The sequence below is a fragment of the Pseudomonas sp. KU26590 genome (assembly GCF_026153515.1).
Classification (GTDB): Bacteria; Pseudomonadota; Gammaproteobacteria; order Pseudomonadales; family Pseudomonadaceae; genus Aquipseudomonas.
The window spans coordinates 4,446,441-4,460,789 of the sequence record NZ_CP110644.1; the positions used below are offsets into that span (position 1 = coordinate 4,446,441).

General features: G+C 61.0%; 12 protein-coding genes. 5 read left to right on the forward strand and 7 right to left on the reverse strand.

Features of this window, described 5'->3' with window-relative positions:
- Nucleotides 1–17: 17 nt before the first annotated feature.
- The 4 genes from OKW98_RS19825 to OKW98_RS19840 form a co-directional block, all read right to left on the reverse strand.
- Complete coding sequence (locus tag OKW98_RS19825) at nucleotides 18–254, reverse strand: DUF1653 domain-containing protein (RefSeq protein WP_237251298.1); 237 nt, start codon at nucleotides 252–254, stop codon at nucleotides 18–20.
- Between the two features lie 102 nt (nucleotides 255–356).
- The gene (gene fadA, locus OKW98_RS19830) at nucleotides 357–1,532 is read right to left on the reverse strand and encodes an acetyl-CoA C-acyltransferase FadA (protein WP_265386293.1); all 1,176 of its coding nucleotides are present in this window, start codon (nucleotides 1,530–1,532) and stop codon (nucleotides 357–359) included.
- Nucleotides 1,533–1,555: 23 nt separating this feature from the next.
- Nucleotides 1,556–3,703 (reverse strand): fatty acid oxidation complex subunit alpha FadB, encoded by a 2,148-nt coding sequence (gene fadB, locus OKW98_RS19835; RefSeq protein WP_265386294.1) that lies wholly within the window; start codon nucleotides 3,701–3,703, stop codon nucleotides 1,556–1,558.
- 573 nt (nucleotides 3,704–4,276) lie between these two features.
- Complete coding sequence (locus tag OKW98_RS19840; protein ID WP_265386295.1) at nucleotides 4,277–4,714, reverse strand: hypothetical protein; 438 nt, start codon at nucleotides 4,712–4,714, stop codon at nucleotides 4,277–4,279.
- 110 nt (nucleotides 4,715–4,824) lie between these two features.
- Here OKW98_RS19840 and OKW98_RS19845 point away from each other — a divergent pair, with 110 nt between their 5' ends.
- Complete coding sequence (locus tag OKW98_RS19845; RefSeq protein ID WP_265386296.1) at nucleotides 4,825–5,268, forward strand: universal stress protein; 444 nt, start codon at nucleotides 4,825–4,827, stop codon at nucleotides 5,266–5,268.
- A 69-nt stretch (nucleotides 5,269–5,337) separates the two neighbouring features.
- Here the strand turns inward: OKW98_RS19845 and OKW98_RS19850 are convergent, their stop codons facing one another.
- Nucleotides 5,338–7,248 carry an ATP-binding cassette domain-containing protein gene (locus OKW98_RS19850; RefSeq protein ID WP_265386297.1) on the reverse strand — a complete coding sequence of 637 codons (1,911 nt, stop codon included), beginning with the start codon at nucleotides 7,246–7,248 and terminating at the stop codon, nucleotides 5,338–5,340.
- A 214-nt stretch (nucleotides 7,249–7,462) separates the two neighbouring features.
- Here OKW98_RS19850 and OKW98_RS19855 point away from each other — a divergent pair, with 214 nt between their 5' ends.
- Complete coding sequence (locus OKW98_RS19855; RefSeq protein WP_265386298.1) at nucleotides 7,463–9,391, forward strand: transglycosylase SLT domain-containing protein; 1,929 nt, start codon at nucleotides 7,463–7,465, stop codon at nucleotides 9,389–9,391.
- Nucleotides 9,392–9,564: 173 nt separating this feature from the next.
- Here OKW98_RS19855 and OKW98_RS19860 read toward each other — a convergent pair whose 3' ends face one another.
- Both OKW98_RS19860 and OKW98_RS19865 read right to left on the reverse strand, forming a co-directional pair.
- Complete coding sequence (locus OKW98_RS19860; RefSeq protein WP_265386299.1) at nucleotides 9,565–10,371, reverse strand: MOSC domain-containing protein; 807 nt, start codon at nucleotides 10,369–10,371, stop codon at nucleotides 9,565–9,567.
- A 117-nt stretch (nucleotides 10,372–10,488) separates the two neighbouring features.
- On the reverse strand, nucleotides 10,489–11,415 hold the full coding sequence (locus tag OKW98_RS19865) for a chemotaxis protein CheV (protein ID WP_265386300.1): 927 nt from the start codon (nucleotides 11,413–11,415) through the stop codon (nucleotides 10,489–10,491).
- 551 nt (nucleotides 11,416–11,966) lie between these two features.
- Here OKW98_RS19865 and OKW98_RS19870 point away from each other — a divergent pair.
- The 3 genes from OKW98_RS19870 to OKW98_RS19880 all read left to right on the forward strand — a co-directional run bounded on the left by OKW98_RS19870 (nucleotide 11,967) and on the right by OKW98_RS19880 (nucleotide 14,324).
- Nucleotides 11,967–12,470 carry a hypothetical protein gene (locus tag OKW98_RS19870; RefSeq protein ID WP_265386301.1) on the forward strand — a complete coding sequence of 168 codons (504 nt, stop codon included), beginning with the start codon at nucleotides 11,967–11,969 and terminating at the stop codon, nucleotides 12,468–12,470.
- 292 nt (nucleotides 12,471–12,762) lie between these two features.
- On the forward strand, nucleotides 12,763–13,665 hold the full coding sequence (locus OKW98_RS19875) for a sensor histidine kinase (RefSeq protein WP_416147428.1): 903 nt from the start codon (nucleotides 12,763–12,765) through the stop codon (nucleotides 13,663–13,665).
- Complete coding sequence (locus OKW98_RS19880; protein WP_265386302.1) at nucleotides 13,662–14,324, forward strand: response regulator transcription factor; 663 nt, start codon at nucleotides 13,662–13,664, stop codon at nucleotides 14,322–14,324. Before OKW98_RS19875 ends, OKW98_RS19880 begins: the two co-directional genes overlap by 4 nt.
- Nucleotides 14,325–14,349: the final 25 nt, after the last annotated feature.

Genomic DNA, 14,349 nt, shown 5'->3' on the forward strand with positions numbered 1-14,349 from the left:
TGCTGCAAGGACCCGCCTCAGGGCCGGGGAAAAAGATCCGGTTCAGCCTGAACCAAAGCAAAGCGCGGCACTTGCTCGCCGTCAACCTCAACTGACTGCAGAAACATGCTCAAAGGGCGTACCCACAGGCCGTATTCGCCGTACAGCGCTTGATAGCACACCACTTCTTCTTCGGTCTCCGAATGCCGCGCGACACCGAAAACACGGTATTCGGGGCCTTTGTAGTGACGGTAGAGACCTGGCTGTAGCGGCATGCGGGGGACCTCGGGTGTGACAAGAAAAAAAGTGGCGAAAATACATTTCCGGAAAAAAACAAAAGCCGGGGCACCAGGCCCCGGCTCGCACACTGACACCGTTTAGACGCGTTCGAATACGGTGGTGATGCCCTGACCCAGACCGATGCACATGGTGGCAACACCCAGGGTGCCGCCATTCTGCTTCATCACGTTGAGCAAGGTGCCGGAAATCCGCGCCCCCGAGCAACCGAACGGGTGACCCAGGGCGATGGCGCCGCCGTGCAGGTTAACCTTCTCGTCCATCTTGTCGAGCACTTTCAAATCTTTCAGCACCGGCAGGGCCTGTGCAGCGAAAGCTTCGTTGAGCTCGAAGTAGTCGATATCGGCGATGCTCAGCCCTGCGCGCTTCAGCGCTTTCTGGGTCGCCGGAACCGGTCCGTAACCCATGATTGCAGGGTCGACACCGGCCACTGCCATCGAGCGGATCACCGCCAGCGGCTGGATGCCGAGGTCCATGGCGCGCTGGCCGGACATGACGATCATGCACGAAGCACCGTCAGTGATTTGTGACGAGGTGCCGGCCGTGACCGTACCGCCTTTCGGGTTGAACGCAGGCTTGAGGGCGGCCAGGCTTTCCAGCGTCGTCTCCGGACGAATGGTCTCGTCGAAGTCGAACATCTTCAGGAAACCGTTCTCGTCGTAGCCCTGCATCGGGATGATTTCGTCCTTGAACTTCCCTTCCAGCGTGGCCTTCTGCGCCAGCCTGTGGGAGCGCACACCGAACGCATCCTGCGCTTCACGGGTGATGCCGTGCATCTTGCCCAGCATTTCGGCGGTCAGGCCCATCATGCCCGAGGCTTTGGCCGCGTACAGCGACATGTGCGGGTTCGGATCGACACCGTGCATCATGCCGACGTGACCCATGTGCTCGACACCACCGATGACGAAGACATGACCGTTGTTGCTCATGATCGCCTGAGCCGCCGTGTGCAACGCGCTCATCGACGAACCGCACAGGCGGCTGACCGTCTGCGCAGCGGAAGTGTGCGGAATCTGGGTCATCAGCGACGCCATGCGCGCGATGTTCCAGCCCTGCTCCAGGGTCTGGTTGACGCAGCCCCAGATCACGTCCTCGACTTCCGCCGGGTCGACCTTGTTGTTGCGCTCAAGCAGTTTGCTGATCAGGTGCGCCGACATGTCTTCGGCGCGGGTATTGCGGTGCATGCCACCCTTGGAGCGGCCCATCGGTGTGCGACCGAAGTCGACAATCACGACGTCTCTCGGATTCAAGCTCATATCTTCACCTGTTCGTTGGGCACTTAGCCGAAGAAGCGCTGGCCGGTCTTGGCCATTTCACGCAGCTTCGCAGTGGGGTGGTACAGAGCGCCCAGATCAGCGTATTTGTCCGCCAGGGCAACGAATTCAGCGACACCGATCGAGTCGATGTAACGCAGCGCGCCGCCACGGAACGGAGGGAAACCGATGCCATAGATCAGGCCCATGTCGGCCTCGGCGGCCGTGTCGACGATGCCGTCTTCCAGGCAACGCACGGTCTCAAGGCACAGCGGGATCATCATCCAGTTGATGATGTCTTCGTCGCTGACTTCACGCTGCTCGTAGATCACTGGCTTGAGCACTTCCAGCACAGACGCGTCGACCACTTTCTTCGGCTTGCCCTGCTTGTCGGTCTCGTAGACATAGAAGCCCTTGCCGTTCTTCTGGCCCAGGCGATTGGCGTCGTACAAGGCGTCGACGGCGGTGCGGCGATCGTCCTTCATGCGGTCCGGGAAACCTTCAGCCATGACGTCGCGACCGTGGTGGCCGGTGTCGGTGCCGACCACGTCCATCAGGTACGCCGGGCCCATCGGCCAGCCGAATTTTTCCATGACCTTGTCGATGCGCACGAAGTCGACACCGGCGCTGACCAGCTTGGCGAAGCCGCCGAAGTACGGGAACAGGATGCGGTTGACCAGGAAGCCCGGGCAGTCGTTGACCACGATCGGGTTCTTGCCCATTTTCTTGGCGTAGGCAACGGTGGTCGCCACGGCGACTTCGCTGGACTTCTCGCCACGGATGACTTCAACCAGCGGCATCATGTGCACCGGGTTGAAGAAGTGCATGCCGACGAAGTTCTCCGGACGCTTGAGGGCCTTGGCCAGCAAGCTGATGGAGATCGTCGAGGTGTTGGACGCAAGAATGGTGTTTTCACCCACCTGCCCTTCCACTTCGGCCAGTACGGCTTGCTTGACCTTCGGGTTCTCGACCACGGCTTCGACGACGAGGTCGACGGTGCCGAAATCGCCGTAGGACAGCGTAGGACGAATCGCGTTGAGCGCTTCGGCCATCTTCGCGGTGGTCAAACGACCTTTTTCGACGCGCTTGCCCAGCAGCTTCGACGCCTCGCCCAGGCCCAGTGCGATGGCTTCTTCACGGATGTCCTTCATCAGGATCGGCGTGCCTTTGACTGCCGACTGATAGGCGATGCCGCCGCCCATGATGCCGGCGCCCAATACGGCGGCCTGCTTCACGTCCTTGGCCACTTCATCGTAGACCTTGGCTTTCTTTTTCAGCTCCTGATCGTTCAGGAACAGACCGATCAGGCTCGCGGCGGCCGAGGTCTTGGCCATCTTCACGAAACCGGCAGCTTCCACTTCCAGCGCTTTGTCGCGACCGAAATTGGCGGCCTTCTGGATGGTCTTGATGGCTTCGACCGGGGCCGGGTAGTTCGGGCCGGCCTGGCCTGCCACGAAACCCTTGGCGGTTTCGAAGGCCATCATTTGCTCGATGGCGTTAAGCTTGAGCTTGTCCAGCTTGGGCTGACGCTTGGCCTTGAAATCGAACTCGCCGGAGATGGCGCGCTTGATCAGGTCCAGTGCCGCTTCCTGCAACTTGCCAGGGGCGACCACTGCGTCGACGGCGCCCACTTTCAGTGCGTCTTCAGCACTGTTGTCTTTGCCCGACGCGATCCACTCGACCGCGTTGTCGACACCGATCAGGCGTGGCAGACGAACCGTACCGCCGAAGCCCGGGTAAATGCCGAGTTTGACTTCAGGCAGGCCGACCTTGGCGGTGGCTGACATCACGCGGAAGTCTGCCGCCAGGCACATTTCCAGACCGCCGCCCAGCGCGATGCCGTTGATGGCGGCGAGGGTCGGGACATTGAGGTCTTCGAAGGCGCTGAAGATTTTGTTGGCTTCGAGGTTGCCGGCGACGAGTTCAGCGTCCGGCAGTTTGAAGTTCTCGACGAATTCGGTGATGTCGGCGCCGACGATGAACACGTCCTTGCCGCTGGTGACCATGACGCCCTTGATCGAGCTGTCAGCCTTGATGGCTTCGATGGCCTGACTGAGGTCGTTGAGGGTGAGACGATTGAACTTGTTGACGGACTCACCCTTGAGGTCGAACTGCAGTTCGACGATGCCACTTTCAAGAGCCTTAACCGTGATGGCTTTACCTTCGTAAATCATCAACTGATCTCCACGATATGGAAGCTGAACAATACGCATCAGACGCTGAGATCCGGCGCTCTGCACGACGTTGCCGTCGAGACTAAACACCAAACGCCAGTCACCCCGTCGACGCGATTCGAGCGTCTGTCAGAGCATTTCTACGGCAAACGCTCAATTCATACGCCCGTTTGATTTGGGTGCGGCTACCTTCTGCCATATTCCAGCAATTGTCAATTCAGCAGACAGCGGGCAAAACCGGCAAATCGCAGGTAAAACGCGCGCCTGATACGGGGCCATTCAAGCCAATGATCGAGCGGGTATCAAACTGACGATGGCCGACCATCGCGTCAGGAAACCGCTTAAAAACGAAGAATGAAATAAACGATGGGGCAGCAGACAAATGCACCATTAAGGTCTACATTCAGCGCACTGCGCATCAAGACGGGTCATAAGACCACCGTCAGAAGGGCACGATTGACCACGGTCGCGGCATTGCACCGCACCGCACCTGAATTACGGCCTGCCTGGCCAACCCCGGCCCGATGTTGTTATCGGGCTTTTTAATGCCCGCGATTCGGGCACAGGGACGGGTTACGCCAGAGCCTTCAGCACTGCTGCAATGTGCTGCAATACTTCCGGCTCGCCGCGCTCGGCCCAGTACACCGCAATCAGCTGCTTGCCCGCTTCGACCTTGTAGACGTCGGCCGGCAGCATCTTGAACTGCTCTCGCAGACGCGGGTCCTCACACGGCTCGCGCCATTGGTTGACCCACGCGCCCTGCTCCATCTGCCAATACACCCAGACATCAGGCGCCCGCGCGGTCCGTGGCCGGTGATACTGCGGGCACGGGCTCGGAGGTTCGGTGGGCAACCAATGCGGCCACTCCTGAGGGATGAGCTGCATCGCCAGCCCCATGCGCCGCGCCTGCATGCGCATGGCCATTCTGCCGCTCTGCGAGCGTGAGGGGCGCAGCCAGACCAGCGGACTTAAAACCACCGCAATGATTGACAGGATGATCCACACCGTCATATTTGTACGCCCCCCGAGGCGGCAAGCGGCGGGCAGACCACATCGGCGTGCCAGAGGCGCGTGAAAAGAGCCATAATCGAAACCATCGCAAACCTCAGAAGGAACACCCCATGTCCTATGAACATATCCTGGTAGCCGTGGACCTCACTGAAGAGTGCGATCCGGTTATCAAAAAAGCCATGGCGCTGGCGTTGGCCGGCCACTCCAAGCTTTCGCTGGTGCACATCGTCGAACCCATGGCCATGGCCTTCGGTGGCGATGTTCCCATGGACCTGTCGCAGCTGCAGCAACAGCAGTTCGATCAGGCCAAGGAAAAACTGGAAAAGCTGAAACTGAAATACCCTGACGTGAAAACCGGCGACAGCCATCTGACCTACGGCCAGCCGCGTCAGGAAATCCACAACCTGGCGAAGGAATACGGTGTCGACTTGATCGTTGTCGGCAGCCACGGCCGTCATGGCCTGTCTCTGCTGCTCGGCTCCACCGCCAATGACGTGCTGCACGGCGCACCGTGCGACGTACTGGCCGTACGACTGGTCAAGCGCGTGGACTGATCCAGGCCTGAAAACAAAAGCCCGGCCCTTGAAAAAGGGCCGGGCTTTTTTATGGCTGCCGGTAACCGATCACTCGTCCAGCTCGGCCCAACGCTCCATCAGGCCATCCAGTTCGCCTTGCAGGCTTTCCAGCTGCGCCATGACGGCTGTGGTTTGCTCCGCAGGACGCTGATAGAAACCGGCCTCGGCCATTTCGGCAGTGAGTGCAGCCATTTGCACTTCAACGCTGTCGATCTGCGCAGGCAGCGCTTCCAGCTCGCGTTGCAGCTTATAGCTGAGCTTCTTTTTCGCGACGGGCATTTCTGCCGCCGCGACGGGTGCTGCCTGAACCACGGCATTGGCCAGTTCGGACTTGCCGGACTTGCTGTCACTGACGCCCAGCAGACGCGGCGAGCCGCCCTGACGAATCCAGTCCTGATAGCCACCGACGAATTCGCGAACCTTGCCCTCGCCTTCGAACACCAGGGTGCTGGTGACGACGTTGTCGAGGAATGCCCGGTCGTGGCTGACCATCAGCACGGTGCCCTTGAAGGTCAACAGCACCTCTTCGAGCAGCTCGAGGGTCTCGACGTCGAGATCGTTGGTCGGTTCGTCGAGGACCAGCAGGTTGGCCGGCTTGCTGAACAGCTTGGCGAGCAGCAGACGTGCGCGCTCGCCGCCCGACAACGCCTTGACCGGCGTCCGCGCCCGCTGCGGGCTGAACAGGAAATCGCCCAGGTAGCTGAGGACATGGCGGCTCTGACCGTCGATGTCGATGAAGTCACGGCCTTCGGCCACGTTGTCGATGACGGTCTTTTCCAGATCGAGCTGGTGACGCAACTGGTCGAAGTAGGCGACGTCCAGACGGGTGCCGACTTCCACCTTGCCACTGGTGGGCTGGAGGTTGTCGAGCATCAGCTTGAGCAGCGTGGTCTTGCCGGTACCGTTGGCGCCGAGCAGACCGATACGGTCCTCGCGCTGCAGGACCATGGAGAAGTCCTTGATCAGCATCGGGCCGCCCGGGTGAGCGAAGCTAACGTTGTCGAGCACCATCACCTGCTTGCCGGATTTGTCCGCCGTGTCGAGCTGGATGTTGGCCTTGCCGGTGCGCTCGCGACGGTCACTGCGCTCGACGCGCAATGCCTTCAGGGCGCGCACGCGGCCTTCGTTACGGGTACGACGGGCCTTGATGCCCTGACGGATCCACACTTCTTCCTGGGCCAGACGCTTGTCAAACAGCGCGTTGGCGGTTTCTTCCGCCGAAAGCATGGCTTCCTTGTGCACCAGGAAGCTGGCGTAGTCGCCGTCCCAGTCGATCAGGCCGCCTCGGTCGAGCTCGAGAATGCGCGTGGCAAGGTTTTGCAGGAAGGAACGGTCGTGGGTGATGAACAACACCGCGCCCTGGAATTCCTTCAACGCTTCTTCGAGCCAGGCAATCGCGCCGATGTCCAGGTGGTTGGTCGGTTCGTCGAGCATCAGCAGATCAGGCTCGGAAACCAGCGCCTGGGCCAGCAACACGCGGCGACGCCAGCCGCCGGACAGTTCGGCGAGGGTCTTGTCGGCGGGTAGTTGCAAACGGCTGAGGGTGCTGTCCACCAACTGCTGGAGGCGCCAGCCGTCACGGGCTTCGAGGTCCGACTGCACGTGCATCAGCTTGTCGAGGTCTTCGGCGGTGACGATGTTCTGGCTCAGGTGGTGATACTGAGCGAGCAGCTCGCCCACGCCATCCAGGCCTTCGGCAACGACGTCGAAAACGGTACGGCCGTCAGCGACCGGCAACTCCTGGGGCAACTCGCCGATCTTCAGGCCGGGCGCGCGCCAGACATTGCCGTCGTCGGGCATCTGAATGCCCTTGACGAGCTTCAACATGCTTGATTTGCCAGTGCCGTTGCGGCCGATGATGCAGACCCGCTCACCACGGGCGATTTGCCAGGACACCTTGTCCAACAACGGCATGGCGCCGAACGCAAGGGACACATCGCTGAATTTGAGCAGGGTCATGAGCTTCTCCAAAAACCGGGCGCGCATTCTACCTGAGATAACCCGGCAGATGGGCGGCTAATCGATGACAGGACGTCGTCCGGACCCGGTGATGGGCCGATTGTAGGCCGGGGTTTGTTTCCATCTATCACGATGGGCGAGGCAGCGCTTCAACCCGCGCGGGCAACAGGCTAAGCTAGCCGCACTTTTCACGATGCATCTGCACGGAAGTCTCATGCGCAGTCGTTTCTTCAGCCTTTTGTCCTGCCTGCTTCTGTCGGCCACCGCTGCCCAGTCCGTCCAAGCGGTCGATCTCACCACCCAGCGTCAGTATTACGATGAAGCCAAACGGGCTTTGGCCAAGGGCGACGGCGGCCCTTATCGCACCTATGCCGCGGCGCTGGCGGATTATCCCCTTGAGCCGTATCTGGCCTACGACGAACTCACCGCACGCCTGAACAGCGCGAGTGACGAGGAAGTCGAGAAATTCTTCGCCGAGCATGGCGACCTGCCGCAAGCCAACTATATGAAGTTGCGCTGGCTGCGACTGCTGGCGTCACGCGGTGACTGGCAGCCCTTCGTCAAGTATTACGACCCCAAGCTGAATTTCGTCGAACTCGACTGCCTGTACGGCTCGTATCAGCTCAGCCACAATCAGCGCGCTGAAGGCTATGCCAACGCCGAGAAAACCTGGATGACCGGCAAGACGCTGCCGGCGACCTGCGATACGTTCTTCACCCAGTGGGCGGTCGAAGGTCAGTTGACCGAGCAGAAACGCTGGCAGCGCGCCAAGCTCGCCGCGCAAGGGCGCAACTACGCGCTGGCCACTCAACTGGTCAACAGCATGACCACCCTGGCGCCCCAGGGCCGTTTGCTGATTGCGGTGGCGCAGAAGCCGGAGATGGTCAATAACCAGGGCCAGTTCATGCCCGCCGACGAGGCCATGTCCGATGTGGTCGGGCTGGGCCTGCGTCGCCTCGCCAAGCAGGACCCGCAGCGGGCGATGGAACTGCTCGACAGTTACGCGCCGGTGCTGCATTTCTCCCACGAAGAACAGGTTCAGATCGCCAAGGAAATCGGCCTGACCCTCGCCCGCAGTTATGACGGCCGCGCCCTTGAGGTCATGACCAAGTACGACCCGGACCTGCGCGACAACACCGTCACCGAATGGCGCCTGCGCCTGTTGCTGCGACTGGGTCGCTGGAGTGACGCCTATGAGCTGACCCGTCGTCTGCCCCAGGACCTCGCCACCACGAATCGCTGGCGTTATTGGCAGGCCCGCTCCCTGGAACTGGCCCAGCCCAATAGCCCGCTGCTGCCGGGGTTGTACAAGGCGGTGGCGAAGGAGCGCGATTTCTACGGTTTCCTCGCCGCTGACCGCATTCAGACGCCGTACATGCTCAACAATAAGCCGCTGGTGATGAGTCAGGCGCTCATGACCAAGGTGCGCAACACCCCGGGCGTGCGCCGCGCGCTGGAGTTTTATGACCGCGGGCAGATCGTCGACGGCCGTCGCGAGTGGTACCACGTCACCCGTCGTTTCAGCCGGGACGAAATGGTTGCCCAGGCCAAGCTGGCCTACGACATGCACTGGTACTTCCCGGCCATTCGCACCATCAGCCAGGCACAGTACTGGGACGACCTCGACATCCGTTTCCCGATGGCCCACCGCGACACCCTGGTGCGTGAAGCACAGATTCGCGGACTGCATTCAAGCTGGGTGTTTGCGATCACGCGACAGGAAAGCGCCTTCATGGACGACGCCCGCTCCGGCGTCGGTGCCGCAGGCTTGATGCAACTGATGCCTGCGACCGCCAAAGAGACCGCGCGCAAATTCAGCATTCCGCTCGCCTCGCCGGCGCAAGTGCTCGATCCAGACAAGAACATCCAGCTCGGCGCCGCGTACCTGAGCCAGGTCCATGCGCAGTTCAACGGCAACCGGGTACTGGCTTCGGCGGCGTATAACGCAGGCCCGGGACGTGTACGGCAGTGGTTGCGAGGCGCCAATCACCTGGCCTTCGACGTCTGGGTCGAGAGCATTCCGTTCGACGAGACCCGCCAGTACGTGCAGAACGTGCTGTCGTATGCGGTGATCTACGGCCAGAAGCTCAATTCACCGCAGCCGCTGGTGGACTGGCATGAACGGTTCTTTGATGATTTGTAAGGTCGCGCAGTTTTAGTGGGACTGGCTTTAGCCGGGAAGGGGCAGCAGTGGACAGCGTAGATTTTGCGGTGTGACGGGTGGCCTCTTCCCGGCTAAAGCCGGTCCTACTATGCGAATCGCGTGCATCCAGTAGGACCGGCTTTAGCCGGGAAGGCGTAGTGGCAAGCGCTCAACTATTCCAGCACCTCAACCTCCATTCCCACCTCGACCACTCCTGGCCCGTCGCTGACCAGATTCTGCCCGAACCAGATCTCCCCTTCCCGCTCCCGATACGTCTTCAGCGTGGTCATCGGTTCACGATCCGCGCTGCGTTCACCCGTTGCCGGATCCAGCGTCGTCAGGATGCACCGCGAGCAGGGCTTCAACACGCGCAATTCAACGTCGCCGATCCGAATCCGCTTCCAGCCATCCTCCGCGAACGCCTCGGCACCGGAGACCACCAGATTGGGGCGAAACCGCAGCATCTCCAGCGGACGCCCCACCTTCTGGGATAAGTCGTCCAGCGACGACTGCCCGATCAACAACAATGGGAAACCGTCAGCAAACCCGACCCTGTCTTCAATCGCCCCGTAGCCGGAAGGTAACCCGCGGGCGCGCTCTTTCGGCACATGCACCAGCCGCGTCGGCTTGCCCACCAAGGCACTGACCCAACGCGCCGCGTCCTCGCCGGCGTCCGGCACCCGAAAACTGTCGCGCCAGATCGTGATGCCGCGCAGATTGGCCTCTTCATCGACCGGCACCGGCACATCCAGACTGCCCAGTCCCGGGGCCGACAGCGTTACGCCGTCACCCTTCCACAGCACCGACAGCTGCGCCATCTGCGGCAGCGCGCGCTGGCTGTAAAAGCGCCCACTGGCTTCATCCACCAGCATCCAGCGACGATCGCCACTCAGGCCCAATTCATCGAAACGGGCCTGCTGCAGCGACTCGGCCATGCAGGATTTGAGGGGGTACCGATACAGTGCGCTGAGGTGAAACATGTACGCGTCCTTATGCCAGAGCGGAAAGCCACCACTCTATACGAGACGCCGGGAAACCAAGCGGTACAGATGCAAAAAAGCCCCTCCATACAGCAAGGGGCTTGAAACAGAACCGGATCAGTTGTCGAGCATGAGCCGCTCGCGGACCACGTCGACCAGCTTGTCCGGCTGGAATTTGGAGAGGAAGTTGTCGCAGCCGACCTTCTTGACCATGGACTCGTTGAAGCTCCCGGACAGCGAGGTATGCAGCACCACATAGAGGCCGCGCAGACGTGGGTCGTTGCGGATTTCCGTGGTCAGGCGGTAGCCGTCCATTTCCGGCATCTCGGCGTCGGTGAAGACCATCAACAGCTTTTCGGTCATGACCTCGCCGGCGTCCGCCCAGCTCTTGAGCAGGTTCAGGGCTTTCAGCCCGTCACGGGCGATGTGCATCTTCACGCCGAGCTGACCCAGCGTGTCGCGCAACTGCGAAAGCGCCACGTTGGAGTCGTCCACCAGCAGCACTTCGCGGCCAATGGCCTGGGCGAGGACTGGGTCGTCCAGCTTGTCGCGGGAGACCTTGGCGCTGTACGGCACGATTTCGGCGAGGACTTTCTCCACGTCGATGATTTCCACCAACTGGTCGTCGACCTTGCTGATGGCGGTCAGGTAGTGCTGACGCCCGGCGCTGGTCGGTGGCGGCAGGATCGCCTCCCAGTTCATGTTGACGATGCGGTCGACGCCGCCTACCAGAAACGCCTGAACCGAGCGGTTGTATTCGGTGACGATGATCGTGCTCGAAGGGCCCGGCACCAGCGGACGCATGCCGATGGCCTGGGACAGGTCGATGACCGGCAGGGTCTGGCCGCGCAGGTTGACCACGCCGCACACGAACGGATGACGCTGGGGCATGAGCGTCAGCTTGGGCAGTTGCAGGACTTCCTGAACCTTGAATACGTTGATCGCGAACAACTGTCGGCCGGCCAGGCGGAACATGAGGATTTCCAGGCGGTTCTCACCTACCAGCTGTGTACGTTGGTCTACTGTGTCGAGAATGCCAGCCATCTGTTGCTCCTGGAGCAGGGTTCAAGTAAGTCCGCCTACCCTGTATCGGCAGCCCCATGGCAGACCTTAATCGGGATAGCAACGCGCCGTGTAATTGATGTCACATTAACATCACTATCAGCCGGTCGACAGACCTGAGCGCTGGCAGACCGGCGAACGGCGCGGCTTTCGGATGCGCGGCCCGATCAACACCTGCTGCAGCTTGCCACCGCGAGTAGGGGGAACCCTTAAGGGCAATCGGGGCGAACCTGATATTCGGCCGTTCCAATAGCCATTACTGTGATGCCCTTCTCGTAAATGAATGGAGTCAGGCATGCGGTTGAGCTCGCGAAAGTTTCCCCACTGCTGGCCCGAACCCTTGAAAAGGCCCGTTCTCGCGGAGCCTGTGCGCAGATGATCGTTTCACGCGTTTCGGCCGATCACGCCACCTCCCCCGACCATTCGCAACAATCAGAAACGCCCTACAGACTTTCCAGTGCCTTCAACATTAACTTTGGGCCACTCGCCCCACGCGACCTGACGTCGCCATTTGAGAAGAGTGGAGATTGCACATGCTGAACGGCAATGAATGGCAGCAGTTGCATGCCGAGTTTCTCAGCGACACCCAGACACTCATGTGCCGTGCCGATGAATGCCTCAGCCATCTGGAATTGATCAGCGATGATCATGACGCAATGGAATGTCTGCTCTCCACATTGCAGCAACTTGCCGGCGAGGCAGACGCCCATGGCATTGAAACGGTCTGTGGTTTCGCCCGGCAGTTGCGTTACCTGCTTTACTTCGCCAACGCTGCCGGGCAGTTGCAGCCCCAGGCATTGCATGCGCTCAAGTGCTGCTTTGAACTGATGGCCTGGCAGCTTGAGCTTATTGACCCCCACACCGGATCGCTGGCGCTGGACGACAGCGAGCAGCGCGGTTTGCTGGACGCATTCGCCAGCCAGTGCGGGGTCGGCATTCAGGAGAGCAACGTCGCCATCAACCCGGGCTGGTCGGTCAACACCGGGCAGTGCACCCTGCTCGCATCCGAGTGCGCCGATCACAGTGAAGCGCGATGAATGCCTGCTGATGCCGCAAACCGCACCTTCGTCCCCGACGTAAACAGCTGACCGAACAAACAATCGGCTGCGTGACTGATGCCAGTCGGTGTTCAACCTCAGCCCTTAATATCGCCGACAATTAATGTACTATCGGCGCGTTCGAAGGGACGCTTGAATTAGCATTTTTTCTGCCCATTCGAATAGCCGCTCGGACACTTTGTACCCATACAAAGGAAGTTCAGCTTTGTGTTTTCCGCAGTGCGCTTTCAAATGGCCTGGCAGATCCGTCAGGTGTAGACATCCATTATCGATGGCTTCATTCGCTATGCATGGCAGCAGCAAATTCCTTGGCGTTCAGCGAATGAAGCCCGGCAGCACCGTTCGCTGGGCAGCCTTGCTGTGCCTGGCGACCACGGGCTGCAATGTGATCGCTTATCTGGCGAGCGGCGCTCTGCCGTTGGGGTTGGCGCTTATCAACGGGCTCGCGTTTGCAGGCCTCTGCTACAGCATGGCCCGGCAAAACCGGATTATTGAGTTCCAGCCCAGGGAACTCGCCGATCACATGCTGCAGGTTCAGGAAACCGAGCGTCATCGCCTGAGCCGCGAGCTGCACGACGACATCGGCCAGATGCTCACGGCAGCAAAAATGCAGAGTGAATGGCTTCAGCGCCGCGCCCCGCAGGAGTTGCACGCGCAGTGCACGATGCTCATCAACACCCTCGATGAAACCCTGGCGAAGGTTCGCGACGTGTCCGCCATCCTCAACCCCCGCCAACTGACCAGCCTGGGACTGGAAGCCAGCCTGCGCGCGCATTTGCTGCGCACGCTGTCGGCGACATCCGTGCAGTGGAGCCTGGAATGCCAGCAGCGCCTGGACGGTATTCCCGAAGAAATCGCCGTGGCGGCGTTTCGGATTACCCAGGAAGCCGTGACCAACATGCTGCGCCATGCCCAGGCGCACAACCTGCGCGTGCAACTGCAGCGCCGCCCGGAAGGGTTGTCGCTGAGCATTCGCGATGATGGTCAGGGATTCGCTCCTGCCCTGAGCCCCGCCGGTCAAGGGCAACGCGGTATGGCCGGCATGGCGGAGCGTGCCAGCCTGTTGGGCGGAGAGTTGAGCGTCGCAAGCGAGCCGGGGCAAGGCACCTGCATTCAGGCAGTGTTCCCGTGGGCACCGCGTGTTCGCGGACGCGCCGATGGCAGCAAGCCGTGAGCGTCTGCAATGTGCTGCTGGTCGATGACCACGCGCTGATCCGCGCCGGCGTCCGTGCGCTGGTGTCGGACATTCCGGGTTACGCCGTCATTGGCGAGGCCAGCAATGGCCATCATTTGCTGGAAATGAGCCTGCAGCTGAAACCCGACATCATTTTGCTCGACATCTCGATGGGCGACAGCGACGGGCTGGACGCGCTGCAACGCCTGCGTCAGACGCTGCCGCACAGCAAGGTGTTGATTCTGTCGATGCACACCGAACCGCGTCTGATCATGCGCGCCCTGGCGTGCGGCGCCCACGGTTACCTGCTCAAGGATGCGACCGCCAGTGAGATCGAGCACGCACTGAACGCCCTGCGCGATGGCGAACGCTACCTGAGCCCGGCCATCGCTCACACGGTCATCAGTCAGGCGTTGGTCAGTAGCCAGATGGCGCCTGCCGAACCCGTCGAGGGTCACAACCTCACCGCGCGTCAGCTGGAGATCCTGCGGCTGGTCGTCAGGGGCACCTCCACGCGTGAGATCGCCGCCGGCCTGGGCCTGAGCGTCAAAACCGTGGAAACCCATCGCGCGCAGATCATGAAACGGCTGCACATCTACGACGTGCCCGGGCTTGTGCTGTTCTGTGTGAGAGAGCGAATCATCAGCGTGGATGACTGACGGCGCCAGATGAGCGCGCGGTCAC

Coding starts and splice junctions, on each gene's coding strand:
- OKW98_RS19825 (WP_237251298.1), bottom strand. CDS start 254: ATGCCGCTACAGCCAGGTCTCTACCGTCACTACAAAGGCCCCGAATAC.
- fadB (WP_265386294.1), bottom strand. CDS start 3,703: ATGATTTACGAAGGTAAAGCCATCACGGTTAAGGCTCTTGAAAGTGGC.
- OKW98_RS19845 (WP_265386296.1), top strand. CDS start 4,825: ATGTCCTATGAACATATCCTGGTAGCCGTGGACCTCACTGAAGAGTGC.
- OKW98_RS19840 (WP_265386295.1), bottom strand. CDS start 4,714: ATGACGGTGTGGATCATCCTGTCAATCATTGCGGTGGTTTTAAGTCCG.
- OKW98_RS19855 (WP_265386298.1), top strand. CDS start 7,463: ATGCGCAGTCGTTTCTTCAGCCTTTTGTCCTGCCTGCTTCTGTCGGCC.
- OKW98_RS19865 (WP_265386300.1), bottom strand. CDS start 11,415: ATGGCTGGCATTCTCGACACAGTAGACCAACGTACACAGCTGGTAGGT.
- OKW98_RS19870 (WP_265386301.1), top strand. CDS start 11,967: ATGCTGAACGGCAATGAATGGCAGCAGTTGCATGCCGAGTTTCTCAGC.
- OKW98_RS19860 (WP_265386299.1), bottom strand. CDS start 10,371: ATGTTTCACCTCAGCGCACTGTATCGGTACCCCCTCAAATCCTGCATG.
- fadA (WP_265386293.1), bottom strand. CDS start 1,532: ATGAGCTTGAATCCGAGAGACGTCGTGATTGTCGACTTCGGTCGCACA.
- OKW98_RS19850 (WP_265386297.1), bottom strand. CDS start 7,248: ATGACCCTGCTCAAATTCAGCGATGTGTCCCTTGCGTTCGGCGCCATG.
- OKW98_RS19875 (WP_416147428.1), top strand. CDS start 12,763: ATGGCTTCATTCGCTATGCATGGCAGCAGCAAATTCCTTGGCGTTCAG.